We start from the raw sequence: 21,315 nt of genomic DNA, 5'->3' as shown, positions 1-21,315 counted from the left end.
CCTTCCAGCAGCAATCACATCTTAAAATTTTAAGCCGCCTTCACGTGCACCGTCCGCCAGCGCTTTCACACGGCCGTGATACAGCAATCCGTTCCGGTCGAACACGACGTTCTTGATGTTTTTTTCCAGCGCCTTTTTCGCGAGAATCTTTCCGACGAGGATGCTCTTCGCCTTCTTTGATTTCGCTCCCGCCAGCTCGGCTTTGACTTCCTTCGATATCGATGAGGCCGCGACAAGGGTCTTTCCCGCCGCATCGTCGATGATTTGCCCGTAGATGTTTCCCAGGCTGCGGTACACGGTCAGGCGCGGGCGCTCTGCCGTCCCCGAGATTTTTTTCCGGATCGTCGCTTTGATCTTTATCCGGCGCTGTATCGTCTCTTTGTTGATCATACCTGCTCGTAACGGTAACTGTGAATCGAACCCGTTGATTATTTAGTACCGGCAGTGGCCGCTGTCTTGCCGGCTTTTCTGCGGATGTACTCTCCTTCGTACTTGATCCCCTTCCCTTTGTACGGTTCGGGGGGACGGAGGGACCGTATTTTTGCCGCGACCAGGCCGACGAGCTGCTTGTCGATGCCGCTGATGACGATGCTCGTCTGCGTCGGCGCTTCAACCTTGATTGAATCGGGGGGACGGAACGCGATCGGATGCGAGTAACCGAGTGCGAGCTGAAGGACCTTTCCCTTCAGTTCCGCACGGTAGCCAACGCCGACGATCTCCAGTTTGCGGGTGAAGCCCGTCGTCACGCCGGTGACCATATTGGCGATCAGCGCGCGGAATAATCCGTGCAGCGACCGCTGCTCCTTGAAATCGGAGTGGCGGGAGACATGGACCTCTTCGCCTTTGACCTCGACGGTGACATCGGGATGAATGGCCACGGTCAGATCACCCTTCGTTCCGGTGACCTTCACTTTGCCGTTCTTCACTTCGACTTTCACTCCCTTGGGAATGACTACTGGTTTTCTGCCGATTCGTGACACTGTAAGACTCCTTCAAACTCTTTTTCTGACTGACCTCTGATGGTATTACCACACGTAGAACAGAACTTCGCCGCCGACATTTTCTTTGCGCGCCTGTTTGTCTGTCATCAATCCTTTGGACGTCGACATCACCGCAACGCCGAGGCCGTTGTTGACGCGCGGCAGCTCGCCCGCGTTGTGGTACCGGCGGATGCCGGGGCGGCTGATGCGGCGCAGTCCGCTGATCACGCTCGTTGTATCGTTGTATTTCAGCTGGATACGGATGATTCCCTGCTTCGTATCGTCGACCGTCGTGTAGCTTGCGATGAATTTCTGTTCCATCAAAATGCGCGAAATTTCTTTTTTCAGGTTCGACGCAGGGACATCGACTTTCTTGTGGCGCGCGCGCAGGGCATTGCGGACTCGCGTGAGATAATCAGCTATGGGATCGGACATTGACATTGATACGCATTCTCCTAATTGTTGATCGCGCTGTTACCAGCTTGCTTTCGTCACTCCGGGGATTTTCCCGTCGAGCGCCATGGAGCGGAAGCAAAGTCTGCAGATGCCGAATTTCCGCATATAGGCGCGGGACCTTCCGCAGAGGCTGCACCGGTTGTGTTTCTGGGTGGGATGTTTCGGTGTTTTCTTTGCTTTAACAACCATCGCTAATCGTGCCACGAACGCTCCTTGGGTAAATTAATTTGCTTTTTGAACTGTATCGCGTTTGACGAACGGCATGCCGAACCCTTTGAGCAGCTCCATCGCCTCGAGGTCCGTCTTCGCCGTCGTGACAAAGGTGATATCCATGCCGTTGATTTTCGTTACTTTGTCCGCGTCGATCTCGCGGAAAATGATCTGTTCTTTGATGCCGAGCGTATAATTGCCGCGGCCGTCGAACGATTTGTCCGGCACTCCGCGGAAATCCCGGATCTGCGGCATCGCAACATTGACAAGCCGGTCAAGAAATTCATACATCTGTCTCCCCCGGAGCGTCACGCGGGCGCCGATGGGCACCCCCTGCCGGAGCTTAAAATTCGAGATCGCTTTCTTTGCTTTCGTGATCGCCGGTTTCTGTCCGGTGATCAATTCCAGTTCTTTCGCGGCGGTCTCGATCAACTTCGCGTCCTGCGTTGCGGCGCCGACGCCCATGTTCAGGGAGATCTTTTCGAGCCGCGGCACCTGCATCACGCTCTTATAGTTGAACCGCTTCATCATGACCGGCGCCAGGTCTTTCTTGTACATCTCGAGCAGACGGGGGTACACTCCCGCCTCCCGCGCATGCGAGGCCTTCGCCTCTTTCTGTTCCTGTTTCTGTGCTGGTTTCTTTTCTTTTCCCATGTGCTGCACCTTCTAGAGATGTGCTATGTTGTTCGCATAGCACCGTTGATCGGTCCGGAACGTTGCCCGGCAGTTCTTAAAACATCTCGCCGCAGTTACGGCAGATCCTCATCGATTTTTTCTTTCCCGACGTCGCGTCGGTGACGTGCTGGTATCCCACGCGCGTCGCCGTATTGCACTTCGGGCACTTCACCATCACGTTCGAAGAATTGACCGACGCCTCCTTCTGCACGACGCCCCCCTGCGGGTTGCGCTGCGAGGGACGCGTATGGCGCTTAATGATGTTGACGCCTTCGACGATCACCCTGTTCGTCGCGGGGAACACTTTCAGCACTTTGCCTTCCTTGCCCGAGTTGTTCCCGGATTTTACGATGACGATATCATCTTTTCGAACTTGCATAGCGTTGCTTTCGGTTTTCGTTATAGAACTTCTGGTGCCAAAGAGACGATCTTCATGAACTGTTTCTCGCGAAGCTCGCGCGCGACGGGGCCGAAGATGCGCGTTCCCCGCGGCTCGTTCAGCGGAGTGATCAGGACGACGGCGTTCTCGTCGAAACGGATGTACGATCCGTCCTTGCGTCCGACTTCCTTCTTCGTGCGGACGACGACGGCGCGGGAGACCTCGCCTTTTTTAACGCCCGCGCCGGGAATCGCAGACTTGACGGAGACGACAACGAGGTCGCCGACGCTGGCGTACCGGCGGTCGTGACCGCCGAGGATGCGGATGCACCGCACTTTTTTCGCTCCCGAATTGTCTGCAACGACTAAATTTGTTTCTTCCTGGATCATGAGATACTCCTGAATACCGGTTACTTCGCTTTTGCCACCACTTCCACCAGACGCCATCGTTTGTTTTTGCTCAGCGGGCGAGTCTCCATAATACGGACGGTGTCGCCGAGTCCGGCCTCGCCTTTCTCGTCGTGCGCCATGAGCTTCGTCGTGCGGCGGAAATATTTTTTGTACAGTGCATGAGGAACGCGCCGTTCAATAGCAACGACGATGCTCTTCATCATCTTGGTGCTGATCACTTTGCCAACGCGTGTTTTTCGTCGAGTGGTTCTTGTTTCCATTGTCTGGTCGGGTCTCCGTGCTCTGATTATGGCTTCGCGGCTTCCGCTTTGCGTTTCCGCTGGTTCAGCATGGTCATCATCCGCGCAATGTCGCGCCGGATGAGCTTGAGCTTTGCCGTGTTCTCGATCTGCTTCGTCGCCTGCTGGAACTTCATGTGCGCGAGCGTCTCTTTGTCGTCCGCGATTCTTTTCTGCAACTCCGAATCGGAGAGGTCTTTGATTTCGAATGTTTTCATGGGCAGACTCTGTTAATGGGCATCGTAATCGATGCGTGTCACGAACTTGGTTTTGATCGGGAGCTTGTGCGCCGCGAGCGTCAGGGCCTCCTTCGCCATTTCCTTCCGTACGCCGCCGATCTCGAACATCACGCGTCCGGGCTTGATCACGACCACCCAGAACTCGGGGTTTCCTTTGCCGCTTCCCATACGGGTTTCGGCGGGTTTCTTGGTCACCGGCTTGTCGGGGAAGATCCTGATCCATACTTTTCCCTCCCGCTTCATCATGCGGGTGAGCGCAACGCGCGAGGCCTCGATCTGCCGCTGGGTGATCCAGCCCGGTTCGATCGCCTTCAACCCGAAATCGCCGAACGCGATTGTCGCGCCGCGTGTCGCTTTTCCGCGCATGCGCCCGCGCTGCGCTTTTCTGTACTTGACTCTTTTCGGCATTAACATAATTCGTAATCTCCAGTATCAAAATCGTACGACAGAACCGACCATTACCGCGCAGCGTTTCCGAGAACTTCGCCTTTGCAGATCCACACCTTGACGCCGATCAGTCCGTAGATCGTCTGGGCGGTCGCGTTGGCATAATCGATGTCGGCGCGGAGCGTGTGAAGAGGGATGCGTCCTTCTTTGTACTGTTCGCGCCTGGCCATTTCAGCCCCGCCAAGACGGCCGCTGCACATCACGCGCACGCCTTCGGCGCCCATACGCATGGCCGCCGTGATCCCCTGCTTCATCGCGCGCCGGAACGAAATGCGCCCTTCAAGCTGCGACGCAATGTTCTCCGCGACGAGCTGCGCATCGAGTTCGGGACGTTTGATCTCGCTGATGAGGATCTTCACTTCCTTGTTGGTGATCTTTTTCAGCTCTTCCTCGAGCTGTGAAATTTCTTTTCCGCTCTTGCCGATGACAATGCCGGGACGGGAGGTATGAATGGTGATGCGCGCGTTCTTCGGGGTCCGCTCGAGCTGGATCCGTGAAATGCCGGCCTTCTTGAGGCGGTTGCGGACGTAGTTTCGGATCATCACATCTTCGTTAAGCTTCGCGGCGAAGCCTTTTTCATCGAACCAGTTTGAATCCCACGTCTTGATGACGCCTAAGCGAAAACCGACCGGGTGCGTTTTTTGTCCCACTGTGTTCTCCTAAAACCGGAATAAATGAATGTGTGTCATACCATGCCCTTGTGGCGGTGGACCTATTTCTTCTTTGCGTCCCGTTGAGCAACGACGATCGTCACGTGATTGGAGCGTTTCAGCATTCTGAACGCGCGCCCCATCGGCGCGGGAAGAATTCTCTTCATCGTTGCGCCGCCATCCACGTAGCATTCCTTCACGTAGATATCGTCGGTGTCGATCCGCCCTGCGTCGTCCTTGTTCTGAAGGTTCGAGATCGCCGACCGGAGCACTTTCTCCGCCGTTTTCGACGCATGCTTCGGCGAGAAATGGAGAATGTTGAGCGCTTCGCCGACCGATTTCCCGCGGATCAAATCGACCACGAGCCGCATCTTGCGCGGCGATGTTCCGATGTATCTGTTGATTGCTTTTGCTTCCATGAAAAACTCCAGAATCTGTGCGCGAATACTCTTATTCAGCCGGTGCCGTTGTCGCTTCGGTCTTTAAGCCGGGGTGCGCCCGGAAAATTCTCGTCGGCGCGAACTCGCCGAGCTTGTGGCCGACCATCGATTCCTGAATGTAGACCGGGATGAACTTGTTCCCGTTGTGCACGGCGAACGTGTGGCCCACAAAATCAGGGGCGATCGTCGATGAGCGGGACCATGTCTTGATCACCTGCTTTTTGTTGCTCTTGTTGAGCGCTTCGACTTTTTGCTGCAGCTTGGGATCGATGAACGGTCCCTTTTTTACTGATCGACTCATAGGCTCTGCTCTTTACTTGCGGCGTTTGACAATGTACTTGCTGGATGTTTTTTTCTTCTTGCGCGTTTTCAATCCCTTGGATTTCTGTCCCCACGGGCTCACCGGATGACCGCCGCCCGAAGTTTTTCCCTCGCCGCCGCCCATCGGATGGTCGACCGGATTCATGGCGACCCCGCGGACATGCGAGCGGAGACCGAGCCAGCGCGAGCGGCCCGCTTTGCCGACGCTGATGTTCTCATGGTCGATGTTCCCGAGCATCCCGATCGTGGCGTAGCATCCGCTGCGGATGTTCCGGACCTCTCCCGAAGGAAACTTGAGAAGGACGAAATCGCCTTCCTTTGCCTGGACCGTCGCGAAATTCCCGGCGCTGCGCGCGATCTGTCCCCCCTTGCCTTCCCGCATTTCAATATTGTGGATCTGAGTGTTGACAGGAATCGCCTTCAGGGGCATCGCGTTGCCGGTCTTGATCTCAACTTCGTTCCCGGCAACGATCCGGTCGTTCACCTTCAGCCCTTCGGGGGCAAGGATGTAGCGCTTCTCGCCGTCGGCGTACTGCACAAGAGCGATGCGCGTAGAACGGTTGGGGTCGTACTCGATGGCCGTGACCTTCGCGGCGATATCCCGCTTGTCCCTCTTGAAATCCACGATGCGGTATTTTCTTTTGTGCCCGCCCCCGCGATGACGCGAGGTGACCCGCCCGTAACTGTTTCTGCCGCCGGATTTCTTGATCGGCCCGAGCAGCGATTTTTCCGGCGTCGACTTCGTGATTTCCTCGAACGTCGAGATCGTGTAATATCGTGTCGCGGCTGTTGTCGGTTTTAATTTTCGTAATGCCATAACTCTGCTTCCGTTGCTTGGTACGTTTTACACGTTTTCGAAGAAGTCGATTTTCTGGTCCTGCTTCAGCGTCACGATGGCTTTTTTGAAATCGGCACGCCTGCCGGGGACGCGTCCGCGCCTGGTCATCTGCGCCTTGTGCTTCCCCTTCGAGACGATCGTCCGGATGCTCTCGACGGTCACGTTGAATTTTTTCTCGATCGCGCGGGCAATATCGATCTTGTTCGCATTGATGTCCACCTCGAACGCGTACTGCCGCTTGTCTGCAAGCGCAGTCATCTTCTCGGTGATCAGGGGTCGTTTCAATAGTACACTCATCGGTCGCTCGCGTTAATTGGAAAACGTTTTCTGGAGAATGTCGACCGCGCTCTTCTGCATCACAAGCACGGCGCTGTCCACAATTTCGTATGTCGATGCCTTGGCCGCCTCAAGGATGTTCAACTTCGGAATGTTCCGGCCCGACCTCAGGACGTTGTCGTCCTTTTTCGGGACGAGGAACAGCACCTTCTTGGAGGCAACCTGCAGGGCCTTCAGCACCCCCGCCATCTCTTTTGTCTTCGGCCCGTCGAAGCTGAAATCCTCGACAACAACGATGCTGGCTTCCTTTGCCTTATAGGCAAGAGCCGACTTCCGGGCCATGCGCTTCACTTTAAGGGGAAGCTTCACCACGTAATCATGCGGATGCGGACCGAACACGGTGCCGCCTCCGGCCATCAACGGAGAACGGCTTGTCCCCTGGCGTGCACGTCCCGTTTTCTTCTGTGCAAACGGCTTTTTGCCGCCGCCGCGGACGTCGCTCCGCTCTTTCGTCTGATGCGTCCCCTGCCGCTGATTCGCCATGTAGGAGCGCACGGCCATGTAGATCGCATGGTCGTTCGGCGTCACTTCGAAGATCTCGGGCGCAAGCGTCACCGTCTCGCCGGACTTCGTTCCATCTTTCTTTAGCACATCAACTTTCATCTTTGTCGTACTTTCTTTTTCGATCTCGTGGGAAATTACTTCGTGATCTCAACGTACGTATTGATCGCCCCGGGAACCGATCCCTTGACGAGGATGAGGTTGGATTCCAGGATGACCTGGACGACCGTGAGGTTCTTCACGGTCACATTCCTGAACCCCATCCTACCCGCCATGCGCATCCCTTTGAAGACCCGTGACGGATACGAGGACGAGCCGATGGACCCCGGCGCGCGGACACGGTCCGACTGGCCGTGTGTCGTCATGCCGACTCCGGAGAAATGATGCCGGCGGACAACGCCCTGAAATCCCTTGCCTTTGGATTTCGCGGTCACGGAGACCTTGTCCCCTTTCGTGAAGAGGTCGACCTTCACCTCTTTGCCGACGGCAATATCGCCCGCTTTGAAATCGCGGAACTCTTTCAGCAGCCGCAGCCCTTTGACGCTTGCTTTCGCAAAGTGTCCCTTCGAGGGCTTGTTCACGAGGCGCTCCGGCTTCTCGTCGAAACCGAGCTGGACGGCTTCGTATCCGTCCTTTTCCTTCGTTCGTATTTGAGTTACATAACAAGGACCGGCTTCGATGACGGTGCACGGGATCGAAACCCCGTTGTCATCGAAGATGCTCGTCATGCCGACTTTTTTTCCTAGTATACCACTCACTGGTTAAACTCCTTCGGTATCTGCACTTTTTGCGAAACCGGTTAGTCAAAAATCTTTTCTGATCGAAGGGCCCGTTGACGGCGGGCTCCCGCCTGCATTCCTCACCGCACCTTACACTTTGATTTCCACGTCGACGCCGGCGGGAAGGTCGAGCTTCATCAGCGCGTCGACCGTCTTCGTGCCGGAGGTAAGAATATCGATGAGGCGCTTATGGGCGCGCGTCTCGAACTGCTCGCGGGATTTTTTATCGACGTGCGGCGAACGGAGCACGGTGTACAGCGTGCGCTTCGTCGGCAGCGGAATCGGACCCGAGACCACCGCGCCGGTCGATTTCACCGTCTTGATGATCTTCTCGGCCGATTTGTCGATCAGGTTGTGATCGTACGATTTTAATTTGATGCGAATTTTTTGACCAGCCACTTGGAACTCCGTGCGAGCCGCGATCCGTTAAGAGCGGGACGCGGCTCAAAAGTTAAACAGCTTTTATTCGATGATCTTTGTGACAACGCCCGAACCGACCGTGCGGCCGCCTTCACGGATAGCGAAGCGCAGCTTCTCTTCCATGGCGATGGTGGAGATCAGTTCGATCTGCATGTTGTCGACGTTGTCCCCCGGCATCACCATTTCCACTCCCTGCGGAAGGGTGACGACGCCGGTCACGTCCGTGGTCCGGAAGTAGAACTGCGGGCGGTAGCCGTTCAGGAACGGTGTGTGACGTCCGCCTTCTTCTTTCTTGAGCACGTACACCTGCGCGTTGAATTTTTTGTGCGGGGTGATGGAGCCGGGCTTCGCAATGACCATACCGCGCTCGAGATCGTTCTTCTCAATGCCGCGCAGCAGCAGTCCGGCATTGTCGCCCGCGACAACTTCGTCGAGTTCCTTGCGGAACATTTCTGCACCGGTGATGACCGTCTTCTTGTGCTGGCCGAGTCCGATCACTTCGACTTCGTCGCCGACTTTGGCGCGGCCGCGGTCAACACGCCCCGTGCCGACCGTCCCGCGTCCGGTGATCGAGAAGACGTCTTCGACCGGCATGAGGAACGGCTTTTCGGAATCGCGCTGCGGAAGCGGAACGTACGAGTCGATCGCATCCATGAGATCCATGATGCATTTGAAGGCGGGGTCGTCGACCTTCGAATCCGGCCGCAATGCCGCTTCCATGGCTTTCAACGCCGAGCCGCGAATGATGGGGATCTGGTCGCCGGGGAATTCGTTCGCCTTGAGCAGGTCGCGCATTTCCATCTCGACGAGGTCGAGCAGCTCCGGGTCGTCGACGGCGTCAACTTTATTCAAAAAAACAACGATGCGGGGAACGCCGACCTGGCGTGCGAGAATAATGTGCTCGCGCGTCTGCGGCATCGGTCCGTCCGTTCCGGCAACAACAAGGATGGCCCCGTCCATCTGGGCGGCGCCCGTGATCATGTTCTTCACGTAGTCGGCATGGCCCGGGCAGTCGACGTGCGCGTAGTGGCGCTTGTCGGTCGAGTACTCGACGTGTGCCGTAGCAATGGTGATCCCACGCGCTTTTTCTTCCGGCGCGTTGTCGATGCTGTCGAATGTTCGGATCTGCGAAAGCCCCTTCTTTGCCAGCACCATGGTAATCGCGGCGGTCAAGGTTGTCTTGCCGTGGTCAACGTGGCCGATGGTTCCGACGTTCACGTGCGGCTTGCTGCGGTCAAATTTTTCTTTTGCCATGAGAATGTCTCCTTACGTAATTGGGAACGAGGTGTTTTTACTCTCTGTCAGAAATCAGGCGGTGACTGCTTCCTTGCCCTTTACTTTTTCAATGATTTGATCGGATATCGATTTCGGCGTTTCGTCGTAATGCGAGAACTGCATAGTATAGAGCGCGCGCCCCTGTGTCATCGATCGCATCGACGTCGCGTAGCCGAACATCTCGGAGAGCGGCACGGTCGCCTTGACGACGTGCGCATCCTTGCGCGGGGTGATGCCTTCGATCTTTCCGCGCCGCGAATTCAGGTCCCCCATCACATCGCCGAGATATTCCTCCGGCGTAACGACCTCAACGGCCATGATCGGCTCAAGGATGACGGGATTCGCTTTTTTTGCGGCCGCCTGGAACGCCATCGAGCCGGCGATCTTGAACGCCATTTCGGACGAATCGACCTCGTGGTATGAGCCGTCGAACAACTTCACTTTGATGTCCTCTACAGGGTACCCCGCAAGGATTCCGTTCTTCATCGCTTCCTGAATGCCGACCGACACCGGCTTGATGAACTCGCGCGGCACCACGCCGCCGACGATCGCATCCTCGAATTCGTAGCCCTTCCCTTTTTCGTTCGGCTCGAGCTCGATCCAGACATGGCCGAATTGTCCTTTGCCGCCGGACTGACGGATGAACTTTCCTTCAGCCTGTACTTTTTTGCGGACAGTTTCTTTATACGCAACCTGGGGACGGCCGACGTTCGCCTCGACCTTGAATTCCCGCTTCATGCGGTCCACGATGATCTCAAGATGAAGTTCGCCCATTCCGCCGATGATCGTCTGGCCGGTCTCCTCGTTCGTCGATACGCGGAACGTCGGGTCTTCTTCCGAAAGCTTCTGCATCGCCTCGCCCATCTTCTCCTGGTCGGCCTTCGTTTTCGGTTCGATCGCCTGGTGGATGACGGGTTCCGGGAATGTCATCTTCTCTAAAATGATCGGATCGTCTTCGTCGCAGAGCGTGTCGCCGGTACGCGTATTTTTGAACCCGATCGCCGCAAGAATATCGCCGGCAAATCCTTCGTCCACGTCCTCACGATGGTTCGCGTGCATGCGAAGAACGCGTCCAAGACGCTCCTTCTTGTCGCTGCTGGAATTATACAAGTACGATCCCGCTTTGACACTTCCCGTGTAGATCCTGAAATACGTCAGCCTTCCGACGAACGGATCGGTCATGATCTTGAAGGCAAGCGCCGTAAACTTCTCGCTGTCCGTCACTTTCCGGACGATCATATCTTTCATGTTCGGATGATGGCCGGAAATTTCCCCCTTATTAATGTCTATGGGCGAGGGGAGAAAATCGACGACGGCGTCGAGCAGCATCTGGACCCCCTTGTTCTTGAACGACGAGCCGCACAGCACAGGAATGATGCTCGTCTTCAGACACGCTCTCCGGAGGACGGCAATAATTTCTTTAGAACTGATCTCTTTTCCCTCGAGATATTTTTCGAGGAGAGTGTCGTCCTCATCCGAGACCGCTTCGAGCATTTTTGTCCGGTAGTCGGCGGCGAGCTTCTGCAGGTCATGCGGGATTGCGATATCTTCCCACGTCATGCCGTTCGACTCTTCGTGGAAGATGCGGGCCTTCATCGTGATCAAATCGATGATGCCGGTAAAGAGGTCCCCTTCGCCGACCGGCAGGTGGATCGGCACCGCATTGGCGCCGAGGCGGTCTTTCATCATCTGCACGGCACCGAGAAAATCCGCGCCGACGCGGTCCATCTTATTGACGAACGCGATGCGGGGAACGCCGTACTTATCGGCCTGGCGCCATACTGTTTCCGACTGGGGTTCAACACCGCCGACGGAGCAGAAGAGCGCAACGGCGCCGTCCAGAACGCGCAGCGAACGCTCGACTTCGATTGTGAAGTCGACGTGCCCCGGGGTGTCGATAATGTTGATATAATGGTCTCTCCAGAAACAGGTCGTCGCTGCGGAGGTAATGGTGATGCCCCGTTCTTTTTCCTGCTCCATCCAGTCCATGGTCGCCGCACCGTCGTGCACTTCCCCCATCCGATGCAGAACGCCCGTATAATAGAGAATGCGCTCAGTCGTTGTGGTTTTACCCGCATCGATGTGCGCCATAATGCCTATATTTCGTGTTCGCTCAAGCGAATATTTTCTGGGCATAACACTCCAAACTCCTCAACTGCAGACAGTACTTCAACGACAGGTTCAACGTGCAACGCGGGTTACCGCATTATGTTACCACTTGAAATGCGCAAAAGCCTTGTTTGCCTCGGCCATGCGGTGCGTATCTTCTTTCTTCTTTACGGCATTTCCTTCGCCGTTCGCAGCCGCCATGAACTCCGAAGCAAGCTTTAACGACATTGCTTTATCCGAACGTTCTTTCGAATAGTTGATAAGCCAGCGGATGGCAAGAGCGGTTCGCCGTTCGGGACGAACTTCTGTAGGGACTTGATAGGTTGCCCCTCCAACGCGCCGTGCTCGGACTTCGATCACGGGGGCAACATTGTTCACTGCTTTTTTGAAAACATCAATAGCGTTGGACTTGGTACGATCACCTATTACTTGAAGTGCATCATAAAAAATCGATTGAGCAAGGTTCTTTTTCCCCTGCTTCATAATGTTGTTGATGAAACGGGCTACCAGTGGATCATTAAATTTCGGATCGCTGAGGATCGGCCTTTTATCTGCTCTTTTCTTTCTCATAGGCGATTACTTCGGGCGCTTGGCGCCGTACTTTGACCTTCCTTGTTTTCGCTCGTTCACTCCAGCTGTATCGAGCGTTCCTCGAATGATGTGATACCTGACTCCCGGCAGGTCCTTTACTCTGCCGCCGCGAATCATAACAATTGAGTGTTCCTGCAGATTATGCCCTTCGCCCGGAATATACGCAGTGACTTCGATGCCGTTGGTCAGCCGAACACGTGCGACTTTGCGCAGCGCCGAATTAGGTTTCTTGGGGGTCGTGGTATAGACTCGTGTACAGACACCCCGCTTTTGGGGATTCCCTGCAAGGGCGGGCGCTTTGCTTTTGAAAAGAATGCTTCTGCGGCCTGATCGGACTAACTGATTTATCGTTGGCAAAACTTTGCTCCGGAATAACCGTGACAATGCATCGAATAAAAAATTAGCCTAACAATATACAAAAATGTGAAAAATAAGTCAAGCTGTTTCTGCGGTAAATTGCTTCCAACCGCAGAAACAGCCTCGGCTTCGTTATGCGACGGTCTTGGTTCTCTTCCGGGTCTTCTTGACAACCACGACTTCCTCTTCCTCGGTTGCCGCTTCCGGCTCTTCAACGGGCTTTTCTACGGCCGCCGGGGTCTCCTTGGAAGCCACAAGAACATCGCGGAATTTCTTCAGCCCTGTTCCTGCGGGTATGAGATGTCCCATGATGACGTTTTCCTTCAAGCCGAGAAGGTAGTCGACCTTTCCCTCGATCGCGGCGTCCGTCAGCACTTTGGTCGTTTCCTGGAACGCAGCCGCGGCAATGAAACTGTCGGTCGAGAGAGACGCTGCGGTGATACCGAGAAGGATCGGCTCGGACATCGCCGGCTCGGCATCTCTGAACTCCGCGACCTTCTTCCCTTTCTTCTTGATCTCGGTGTTCGCCTCTTTCGCCTTCTTCTTCTCCATCACGGTCATATTCTTGAACTTGGTATCTCCCTTGTTCTCGATGTAGACCATTCCTTGAAGCCGCTCATTCTCTTCGGCGAAACGCACTTTGTCGACGTAGTCTCCTTCAAGGAAACGGGTGTCGCCGGAGTCGCTGATGCGCACCTTCTGCATCATTTGGCGGACGATCGTCTCGATATGCTTGTCGTTGATCTTCACCCCCTGCATGCGGTAGACTTCCTGGATCTCATTGACAAGGTATTCCTGCACCGCGCTCGTCCCTTTGATGCGGAGGATGTCGTGCGGGTCGATCGCGCCGTCGGAGATGCGCTCGCCGGCGCGGATGACATCGTTCTCCTGCACGAGAATGTGCTTGCCGTGCGGAATAAGATACGTCTTCTGATCCTGCTTGTCGTGGCTCTCCACGATCACCTCGCGGGATCCCCGCTTTTGTCCGCCGAACCGGACGATGCCGTCGATCTCGCTGACGATCGCCGGGTCGGCTGGCGAACGCGCTTCGAAAAGCTCCGTCACTCTCGGCAGACCTCCTGTAATGTCGCGCGTCTTGCCGCTGTCGCGCGGGATCTTTACGAGGACGGTTCCCGCGGCGATCTCTTCGCCGTCGTCAACCATCATATGCGCGCGCGTCGGGATGATATAGTTGGCGACTTTCGCGCCTCCTTTGTTCGTAACGAGGATGGAAGGACTGAGCGTTCGGTCGCGCGAATCGATGACCACTTTCTGGATGTGGCCGGTCTGCTCGTCCGGCTCTTCGCGGTACGTCGCATCTTCCTTCAGGTCCTGATACTTGATGATGCCGGAATGCTCGGAGATGATGACGGCGTTGTACGGATCCCATTCGTAGATCAGCTCGCCTTTTGTGACCTTTGACCCGTCTTTCATCTGAAGGACGGCGCCGTACGGAATATCGTACTTCGTCAGCACGCGGTTGTCGTCGTCGAGAACATTGACGACGCCGCTTCGGCCGAGCGAGAGGATCTTCGAGCCTTCCTCGGTCTTCACGGTGATCGACTTCAACCCTTCGTACTTGACATGGCCGTCGAACTTCGAAACGATCTGCGATTGTGCCGCGATCAAGCTCGCCGTGCCGCCGGTATGGAATGTCCGGAGGGTCAGCTGCGTCCCCGGTTCTCCGATCGACTGGGCGGCCACGGTGCCGACCGTTTCTCCGACTTCCACAAGCTTGGCGGTGGTGAGATTTCTGCCGTAGCATTTCGCGCACACGCCGCGCTTTGCTTCGCACGTGAGGACCGAGCGGATCTCCACCTGCTCGATCGACGTTTCCGAGATCGCCTGCGCGATGTCTTCATCGATGATATTGCCCGACTTCACGATGACTTTTTCCGTCAGCGGATCGACAACATCGTGGACAGCCACCCTGCCGAGAATTCTTTCCGACAGCGGTTCCTTCACGTCCTCCCCTTCTTTCAGCGCGCCGGTGAGAACGCCTCGGATCGCTCCGCAATCCTCGATCGACACGATCCCGTCCTGAGCAACGTCGACAAGGCGCCGGGTCAGGTACCCTGCATCGGCGGTCTTTAACGCCGTGTCGGCGAGACCTTTTCGGGCGCCGTGCGTCGAGATAAAATATTCAAGAATGGAGAGGCCTTCACGGAAATTCGCAATGATCGGATTCTCGATCAGCTCGCCCGTCGCGCCGGAGAGGGATTTCTGCGGTTTCGCCATCAACCCTCTCATACCCGCCAGCTGGCGCACTTGTTCTTTCGAACCGCGCGCGCCCGAATCGATCATCATATAGAGCGAGTTGAAGCCTTCGCGCGAATGCTGGAGCGAATCGAATAGTTTCTCCGCAACCCTGCTCGTCGTGCGGGTCCAGATGTCGATCACTTTATTATACCGCTCGCCGTTGGTGATGAACCCGTTCTGATACTGCCGCTCGACCGAATCGACGTCCTTCAGCGACTTGTTGATCATCTCCTCTTTCTCTTTCGGGATCGCGACGTCGGCAACGCTCACAGAGAGCCCGCCCTTCGTGGCATACAAGAACCCGAGGGTTTTGAGCTCGTCGAGGAACTGGGCTGTGCGGAGGTTTCCGCATTTGCGGAATGCCGTCGCGATGATCTGCACCAGACGTTTCTTGTTCAGAAGCTCGTTCACGAAGCCGATCTCGCTCGGCACGATCCTGCTGAAGAGAACTCGGCCGGTCGTCGTTTCGATGAGCTTCCCTCCGATGCGGACTTTGATGCGCGCATGGAGCGATACTTTGTTTTCGTTATGGGCGATGATCACCTCTTCCGGCGATGAGAAGATCTTCCCTTCACCGACATCACCGGCTCTCGATTTCGTCAGATAGTAGCAGCCGAGCACCTGATCCTGCGTCGGCGTCACGATCGGCGCGCCGCTTGCGGGCGACAGAATGTTGTGGCTCGAAAGCATGAGGACACGCGCTTCCAGCTGCGCGTCGTAGGACAGCGGGATGTGCACCGCCATCTGGTCGCCGTCGAAGTCGGCGTTGAACGCCGTGCAGACCATCGGATGAATACGCAGCGCTTTTCCTTCGACAAGCACCGGCTGGAAGGCCTGGATGCCGAGCCTGTGAAGCGTCGGAGCACGATTCAACAGCACCGGGTGTCCGTCGATGATGTTCTCGAGGATCTCCCAGATTTCCTGCCCCTTCCGGTCGACCATTTTCTTGGCGCTCTTCACCGTCTTCGCCATGCCGCGCTCGATAAGCTTGCGGATGATGAACGGCTTGAACAATTCGACCGCCATGTCTTTCGGGAGACCGCATTGATGCAATTGCAATTCCGGGCCGACGACGATCACCGAGCGTCCCGAGTAGTCAACGCGTTTGCCGAGCAGGTTCTGGCGGAATCGCCCCTGCTTTCCCTTCAGCATGTCGGAGAGGGATTTCAGCGCACGGTTGTTGTCGCTGCGCACCGCATTGACACGACGCGAGTTGTCGAACAGCGAGTCGACCGCTTCCTGCAGCATGCGCTTCTCGTTGCGAAGAATGACCTCCGGAGCTTTGATGTCGATCAGCCTCTTCAAACGGTTGTTCCGGATGATGACGCGCCGGTAGAGATCGTTCAGGTCGGACGTCGCGAACCGTCCCCCTTCGAGGGGAACAAGCGGCCGAAGCTCCGGCGGGATCACCGGGATCACGTTCAGCACCATCCACTCGGGTTTGTTGGGCGTACCTCCTTCGATCTCGCGGAACGATTCGATGACGCGAAGACGCTTCAGCGCCTCGGTTTTCTTCTGCGTCGAAGTCTCTTCTTTCACCTGCATGCGGAGTTCCGCCGACAATGTCTCGATGTCGACGCGCTTCAGAAGGTCTCTCACCGCTTCGCCGCCGATCTTCGCGATGAATTTCTTCGCGTCGTCGTCCTCGAGGTCCTGATTTTTTTCCGGAAGCGACGAAAGGATCTCGAAATACTGGTCTTCGGTGATCAGGTCCTGCTTCTGCAGACCCGTCGTACCGGGATTGACAACGACGTATGACTCATAATAGATGATGCGCTCGAGGTCCTTGTTGCTGAGACCGAGCACGTAGCCGATCTTGCTCGGCAGCGACCGGAAGTGCCAGATGTGAACGATCGGCACCGCAAGGCTGATGTGTCCCATCCGCTCGCGCCGGACGCTCTTCTGCGTCACTTCAACGCCGCAACGGTCGCAGATGATGCCTTTATAGCGGATACGTTTATATTTTCCGCAATGGCATTCCCAATCGCGCACCGGCCCGAAGATCTTTTCGCAGAACAACCCGTCTTTCTCCGGGCGGAATGAGCGGTAGTTGATCGTTTCGGGCTTGGTCACTTCGCCGTAGGAGCGCTGCAAAATTGCGTCCGAAGAGGCGAGGCTCACGGTAATCTTTGTAAAATTTCTTTTAACGTTTGTATCGTGTTGTGTGTAAGGCATACGCCAATCTCCAATTATGAAGTGTTCAACGAACGGCGGCATCGCTACCGTAGCGCGCCGCCTGTCCAACCGTCCTTTCGCTTACTCGATCTTCATCTCGAGTCCCAGCCCTTGCAGTTCGCGAATCAACACATTAAACGATTCCGGAATATTCGCCTCCGGCAGGTTGTCTCCTTTGACGATCGCCTCGTAGACCTTCGCGCGGCCGACAACGTCGTCAGATTTGACGGTAAGAATTTCCTGCAGCACGTGCGACGCGCCGTACCCCTGCAGCGCCCAAACTTCCATCTCTCCGAACCGCTGTCCTCCGAACTGCGCTTTGCCGCCGAGGGGCTGCTGCGTAATGAGGGAGTATGGTCCGATCGAGCGCGCATGGATCTTGTCGTCGACAAGATGGGAGAGCTTCATCATATAGATGAACCCGACAGTGACCTCCTGGTCGAACCGCTCCCCCGTTCTTCCATCGAACAGCACGCTGCGGGATTCGGGGTGGAGGTTCGCTTTCTTCAGCTGCTCCTGCACGTCTTCCCAGCTTGCGCCGTCGAAGATCGGGGTGGAAAATTTCACGCCGAGCGCTTCACCCGCCCAGCCGAGCGCGGTCTCGAACAGCTGGCCGAGATTCATACGCGACGGCACGCCGAGCGGATTCAATACGATGTCCACCGGTGTCCCGTCCGGCATGAACGGCATGTCTTCCCGCGGGACGATCGCCGCCACGACGCCTTTGTTGCCGTGTCGCCCGGCCATCTTATCGCCGACCGACAGTTTTCTCTTCTTCGCGACATAGACCTTGGCGAGCTGAACGATTCCCGGAGGAAGTTCGTCGCCCAGCATGATCTTATTCTTCTCGTGTTTGTACGCTTCTTCGATATGGTTGAGCGTATCGAAATAATTTTCAAAGACGCGGACGAGCAAGTTGTTTTTTCGCTTGTCGTCCACCCAATCCTGCGAGTAGTCGAGCTTCTCGAGGTTGTCGTACGACGAGAATGTCCCTTCCTTGAACTGCGTGCCGCTGCGGAAGACGACGTTGCCGTCCTTGTCGCGCACGCCGATCGACTTCTCTTCGTTCAGCAAAAGGTCGAGCTTTCGTCCTAACTTTTCGTAGTGGTCCTTGATATCCTTGCGGCGCTGCTTCTCGAGAAGGTCGAGGTGTTTTTTGTCGTCCTTCTTCGTTTCCGCATCTTTCTTCTTGCGGCTGAAGAGCTTCGTCTCGATGACAATGCCCTTCATTCCCGGGGGGGCTTTCAACGACGCATCCTTGACGTCGCCGGCCTTCTCGCCGAAGATCGCCTTCAGGAGCTTCTCTTCCGGGGTCGGGTCGGTCTCCCCTTTCGGCGTGATCTTGCCGATGAGGATGTCGCCTTCCTTCACTTCGGCGCCGACGCGGATGATGCCGTTCTCGTCGAGGTCCTTCGTTGCTTCTTCGCTGACGTTCGGAATTTCACGCGTCAGCTCTTCCTCGCCGCGCTTGGTGTCGCGTACCTGGAGCTCGAACTCTTCGATGTGGATCGACGTGTACACGTCCTCCGACACGATCCGTTCGTTCATGATGATGGCGTCCTCGAAATTGTACCCGCGCCACGGCATGAACGCCACCAGCACGTTGCGGCCCAATGCGAGCTCGCCCCGGTCGGTCGCGCAGCCGTCGGCGAGCACTTCGCCTTTCTTGAAGCGCTGGCCGGGGACGACGATCGCTTTCTGGTTGATGCAGGTATCCTGGTTCGTCCTGAAAAATTTTGTCAGATAATATTCCACGCGGCGCTTGTCCTCGAAACTGACCAGGGCCTCGGTGTTCGTCTCGTCGATGTCGTAGACGACCGTGATCTTGTCGCCGGAGACGTTCTCGACGACCCCGGCCCGTTCAGCGATGACGCAGGTGCGGGAATCGCGGGCGACCATTTCTTCGAGCCCGGTCCCGACGATCGGCGCCGCGGGACGGAGAAGCGGAACCGACTGGCGCTGCATGTTCGACCCCATCAGAGCGCGGTTCGCATCGTCGTGCTCGAGGAAGGGAATGAGCGCAGCCGCAGCGCTGACGATCTGTGTCGGCGCAACGTCCATGTACTGGATGTCATCGGGCGGATGGACGACGAAATCGCCCCGATGGCGCGACGTCACGCGGTCGGTCTTGAACCTGTTGCGTTCATCGAGGGGCACGTTCGCCTGGGCGATGATGTACTCGTCCTCCTGCTCGGCGTTGAGGTATTCGATCTCGGACTCCGAAACTTTTCCCTTCCGCACCGGACGATACGGCGTCTCGATGAAGCCGAACTCGTTCACGCGTGCGTGCATGCAGAGCGAGGAGATCAATCCGATGTTCGGACCTTCGGGGGTTTCGATCGGGCACAGCCGTCCGTAGTGCGTGTAGTGCACGTCGCGCACTTCGAAGCCGGCGCGCTCGCGCGTCAAGCCGCCCGGACCGAGCGCCGACATACGGCGCTTGTTCGTCAGCTCCGCCAGCGGATTCGTCTGGTCCATGTACTGCGAGAGCTGGTTCGTTCCGAAAAATGCGTTGATGACGCTGGTGATCGTCCGTGCGTTGACGAGGTCGGCGGGCGTGAACGCTTCCTGGTCGCGGATGTTCATCCGCTCGCGGACGGTGCGGCACATTCTCGAAAGGCCGACGTTGAACTGCGCGGCGATCTGTTCGCCGACCGTCCTTACGCGGCGGTTGCCCAGGTGGTCGATGTCGTCGACGGACGTTTTGCCCTGCTGCAGGTCGAGTAAGTATTTGATGATCGCAATGATGTCGTCCTTCGTCAGCGTCGTCGTCGTAAGAGGAATGTCCAGCTTCAATTTGGAATTGAGCCGGTGGCGACCGACGTCGCCGAGGTCGTAGCGCTTCGGGTTGAAAAATAATTTGTCGATGAGGTTCTTCGCGGTGTCGAGATCCGGCGCGTCGCCCGAACGGAGCTGACGGTAGATCGCTTCGAGCGCGTCCTCTTCGCTGTGGACGCTGTCCTTCTGGATGGTGTTGGCGATGACCGAACGCTCCGCGGTCTCTTCGGATTTCAAGAAGCGGATCTTCTTCACTTCCGCCTTCTTGATCTTCTTGATCATGTCCTCGCTGAGCGTCGCATCCTTGTTGATGATGATCTCGCCGGTCTTCCGGTCGACAATATCGCCGCAGATGATGCGGCCGAGATACTGCTTCAGGTCGATGTCGGCAACCTTGACTTCTTCTACAAGGCCGAACAGCTCCAGGATCTCGTCGTCCGAGGAATAGCCGAGGGCGCGAAGGAGCGTTGTGACGGGGAATTTTTTCTTCCGGTCGATGTAGGCGTACATGACGTTGTTGATGTCCGTCGTGAACTCGACCCACGATCCGCGGAACGGGATGATGCGCGCGGAGAAGATCGGCGTGCCGTTCGGATGGACCGATTCGCCGAAGAAGACGCCTGGCGACCGGTGGAGCTGGCTGACAATGACGCGCTCCGCGCCGTTGATGATGAACGTTCCCCGGTCCGTCATGTACGGCAGGTTGCCGAGGTAGACCACCTCTTCGATCGTGTCCGAAAAGTCCTTGCCGTTTTCGGCTTTCGACGAAAGACGGAGTTTCGCCTTCAACGGAACGGCGTACGTCAGCCCGCGTTCCTGGCATTCGCGCATCGAGTACTTCGGCTTCTCGACGTAGTATTCCATGAACTCGAGAAGGTAATTCTCGCGCGTGTCGCTGATTGGGAAATTCATCATGAACACTTGCTGCAGCCCCTTATTCTTCCGCTTGTGCGGCGGGATGTGCTCCTGCAGAAAATGTTCGAACGATTCCATCTGGACGTTCAGCAGATCGGGATACTCGACAACAGTGGGGATTTTTGCGAAAGACACCCGGCCGTTGTCCTGACCGTTTGATCCATTGGATTGGTTTTTCAATGCAACCGCTCCTTCGGGTCGTGCGACCCTTTAGTTGTTAGACAATATTCTGAGAAATCGTAATTCCACGGGGAAGGAAAAGCTCGCAATGTTCATCGAGGAGAACAAAACTTTTTGAGGGTGAACTCGACTCACACCGCTTCTTTTCGGCTTCCGCTGAACCTTTCGCTTCAATCCGCCTCACGCTCGATGAGACTGAACAAGCCGATAGCGTGTTCCGCCCTTCGGCGGATGCCATCGGCTTGTCCAGTTGTTAACATCGAGTCAAGAATCTGTACACGTAACACGGACCTTTCAGAAAAAGTTCAAAAAGAGCT

At 56.3% G+C, this 21,315-nt stretch carries 24 protein-coding genes; all 24 read right to left on the bottom strand.

Annotated elements, in window-relative coordinates; genetic code table 11:
- Window positions 1–21: 21 nt before the first annotated feature.
- On the bottom strand, window positions 22–390 hold the full coding sequence (gene rplR, locus VMF88_13060) for a 50S ribosomal protein L18 (GenBank protein HTY11985.1): 369 nt from the start codon (window positions 388–390) through the stop codon (window positions 22–24).
- 38 nt (window positions 391–428) lie between these two features.
- A complete protein-coding gene (gene rplF / locus VMF88_13055) occupies window positions 429–980 on the bottom strand; it encodes a 50S ribosomal protein L6 (protein HTY11984.1) in 552 nt (183 codons plus the stop codon).
- Between the two features lie 45 nt (window positions 981–1,025).
- Complete coding sequence (rpsH, locus tag VMF88_13050) at window positions 1,026–1,421, bottom strand: 30S ribosomal protein S8 (GenBank protein HTY11983.1); 396 nt, start codon at window positions 1,419–1,421, stop codon at window positions 1,026–1,028.
- Between the two features lie 33 nt (window positions 1,422–1,454).
- Window positions 1,455–1,640 carry a type Z 30S ribosomal protein S14 gene (locus tag VMF88_13045; GenBank protein HTY11982.1) on the bottom strand — a complete coding sequence of 62 codons (186 nt, stop codon included), beginning with the start codon at window positions 1,638–1,640 and terminating at the stop codon, window positions 1,455–1,457.
- A gap of 18 nt (window positions 1,641–1,658) precedes the next feature.
- Window positions 1,659–2,225 carry a 50S ribosomal protein L5 gene (rplE, locus tag VMF88_13040; protein ID HTY11981.1) on the bottom strand — a complete coding sequence of 189 codons (567 nt, stop codon included), beginning with the start codon at window positions 2,223–2,225 and terminating at the stop codon, window positions 1,659–1,661.
- A 151-nt stretch (window positions 2,226–2,376) separates the two neighbouring features.
- Window positions 2,377–2,700 (bottom strand): 50S ribosomal protein L24, encoded by a 324-nt coding sequence (rplX, locus tag VMF88_13035; protein ID HTY11980.1) that lies wholly within the window; start codon window positions 2,698–2,700, stop codon window positions 2,377–2,379.
- Window positions 2,701–2,720: 20 nt separating this feature from the next.
- Window positions 2,721–3,089 (bottom strand): 50S ribosomal protein L14, encoded by a 369-nt coding sequence (rplN, locus tag VMF88_13030; GenBank protein HTY11979.1) that lies wholly within the window; start codon window positions 3,087–3,089, stop codon window positions 2,721–2,723.
- A 20-nt stretch (window positions 3,090–3,109) separates the two neighbouring features.
- Window positions 3,110–3,370 carry a 30S ribosomal protein S17 gene (rpsQ, locus tag VMF88_13025; GenBank protein HTY11978.1) on the bottom strand — a complete coding sequence of 87 codons (261 nt, stop codon included), beginning with the start codon at window positions 3,368–3,370 and terminating at the stop codon, window positions 3,110–3,112.
- Window positions 3,371–3,396: 26 nt separating this feature from the next.
- Entirely contained in the window at window positions 3,397–3,606 is a 210-nt protein-coding gene (rpmC, locus tag VMF88_13020; GenBank protein HTY11977.1) for a 50S ribosomal protein L29, read from the bottom strand.
- 12 nt (window positions 3,607–3,618) lie between these two features.
- Entirely contained in the window at window positions 3,619–4,041 is a 423-nt protein-coding gene (gene rplP, locus VMF88_13015; protein ID HTY11976.1) for a 50S ribosomal protein L16, read from the bottom strand.
- Window positions 4,042–4,085: 44 nt separating this feature from the next.
- Window positions 4,086–4,724, bottom strand: coding sequence for a 30S ribosomal protein S3 (gene rpsC / locus VMF88_13010; protein HTY11975.1), 639 nt, complete (start codon window positions 4,722–4,724; stop codon window positions 4,086–4,088).
- Window positions 4,725–4,786: 62 nt separating this feature from the next.
- Entirely contained in the window at window positions 4,787–5,143 is a 357-nt protein-coding gene (gene rplV, locus VMF88_13005; GenBank protein HTY11974.1) for a 50S ribosomal protein L22, read from the bottom strand.
- A gap of 31 nt (window positions 5,144–5,174) precedes the next feature.
- The gene (rpsS, locus tag VMF88_13000; protein HTY11973.1) at window positions 5,175–5,465 is read right to left on the bottom strand and encodes a 30S ribosomal protein S19; all 291 of its coding nucleotides are present in this window, start codon (window positions 5,463–5,465) and stop codon (window positions 5,175–5,177) included.
- Window positions 5,466–5,477: 12 nt separating this feature from the next.
- Window positions 5,478–6,302 (bottom strand): 50S ribosomal protein L2, encoded by an 825-nt coding sequence (gene rplB, locus VMF88_12995; protein ID HTY11972.1) that lies wholly within the window; start codon window positions 6,300–6,302, stop codon window positions 5,478–5,480.
- Between the two features lie 27 nt (window positions 6,303–6,329).
- On the bottom strand, window positions 6,330–6,608 hold the full coding sequence (rplW, locus tag VMF88_12990) for a 50S ribosomal protein L23 (GenBank protein ID HTY11971.1): 279 nt from the start codon (window positions 6,606–6,608) through the stop codon (window positions 6,330–6,332).
- Between the two features lie 24 nt (window positions 6,609–6,632).
- Complete coding sequence (gene rplD, locus VMF88_12985) at window positions 6,633–7,262, bottom strand: 50S ribosomal protein L4 (protein ID HTY11970.1); 630 nt, start codon at window positions 7,260–7,262, stop codon at window positions 6,633–6,635.
- A 35-nt stretch (window positions 7,263–7,297) separates the two neighbouring features.
- A complete protein-coding gene (rplC, locus tag VMF88_12980) occupies window positions 7,298–7,918 on the bottom strand; it encodes a 50S ribosomal protein L3 (protein ID HTY11969.1) in 621 nt (206 codons plus the stop codon).
- Window positions 7,919–8,029: 111 nt separating this feature from the next.
- A complete protein-coding gene (rpsJ, locus tag VMF88_12975; GenBank protein HTY11968.1) occupies window positions 8,030–8,338 on the bottom strand; it encodes a 30S ribosomal protein S10 in 309 nt (102 codons plus the stop codon).
- A 63-nt stretch (window positions 8,339–8,401) separates the two neighbouring features.
- Window positions 8,402–9,613 carry an elongation factor Tu gene (gene tuf / locus VMF88_12970; protein ID HTY11967.1) on the bottom strand — a complete coding sequence of 404 codons (1,212 nt, stop codon included), beginning with the start codon at window positions 9,611–9,613 and terminating at the stop codon, window positions 8,402–8,404.
- Window positions 9,614–9,667: 54 nt separating this feature from the next.
- The gene (gene fusA, locus VMF88_12965; protein HTY11966.1) at window positions 9,668–11,770 is read right to left on the bottom strand and encodes an elongation factor G; all 2,103 of its coding nucleotides are present in this window, start codon (window positions 11,768–11,770) and stop codon (window positions 9,668–9,670) included.
- A 75-nt stretch (window positions 11,771–11,845) separates the two neighbouring features.
- Window positions 11,846–12,313, bottom strand: a complete 468-nt coding sequence (gene rpsG / locus VMF88_12960; GenBank protein ID HTY11965.1) for a 30S ribosomal protein S7 — start codon at window positions 12,311–12,313, stop codon at window positions 11,846–11,848.
- Window positions 12,314–12,319: 6 nt separating this feature from the next.
- On the bottom strand, window positions 12,320–12,691 hold the full coding sequence (gene rpsL, locus VMF88_12955; protein HTY11964.1) for a 30S ribosomal protein S12: 372 nt from the start codon (window positions 12,689–12,691) through the stop codon (window positions 12,320–12,322).
- Between the two features lie 132 nt (window positions 12,692–12,823).
- Entirely contained in the window at window positions 12,824–17,125 is a 4,302-nt protein-coding gene (gene rpoC / locus VMF88_12950; protein ID HTY11963.1) for a DNA-directed RNA polymerase subunit beta', read from the bottom strand.
- A gap of 81 nt (window positions 17,126–17,206) precedes the next feature.
- Window positions 17,207–20,998 (bottom strand): DNA-directed RNA polymerase subunit beta, encoded by a 3,792-nt coding sequence (gene rpoB / locus VMF88_12945; GenBank protein ID HTY11962.1) that lies wholly within the window; start codon window positions 20,996–20,998, stop codon window positions 17,207–17,209.
- Window positions 20,999–21,315: the final 317 nt, after the last annotated feature.

Source organism: Bacteroidota bacterium (assembly GCA_035506275.1).
Classification (GTDB): Bacteria; Bacteroidota; Ignavibacteria; order UBA10030; family UBA8401; genus JAGVPT01.
Note: the sequence above shows the minus strand (reverse complement) of the source record. Positions and strands in the feature narration are given on the sequence as shown.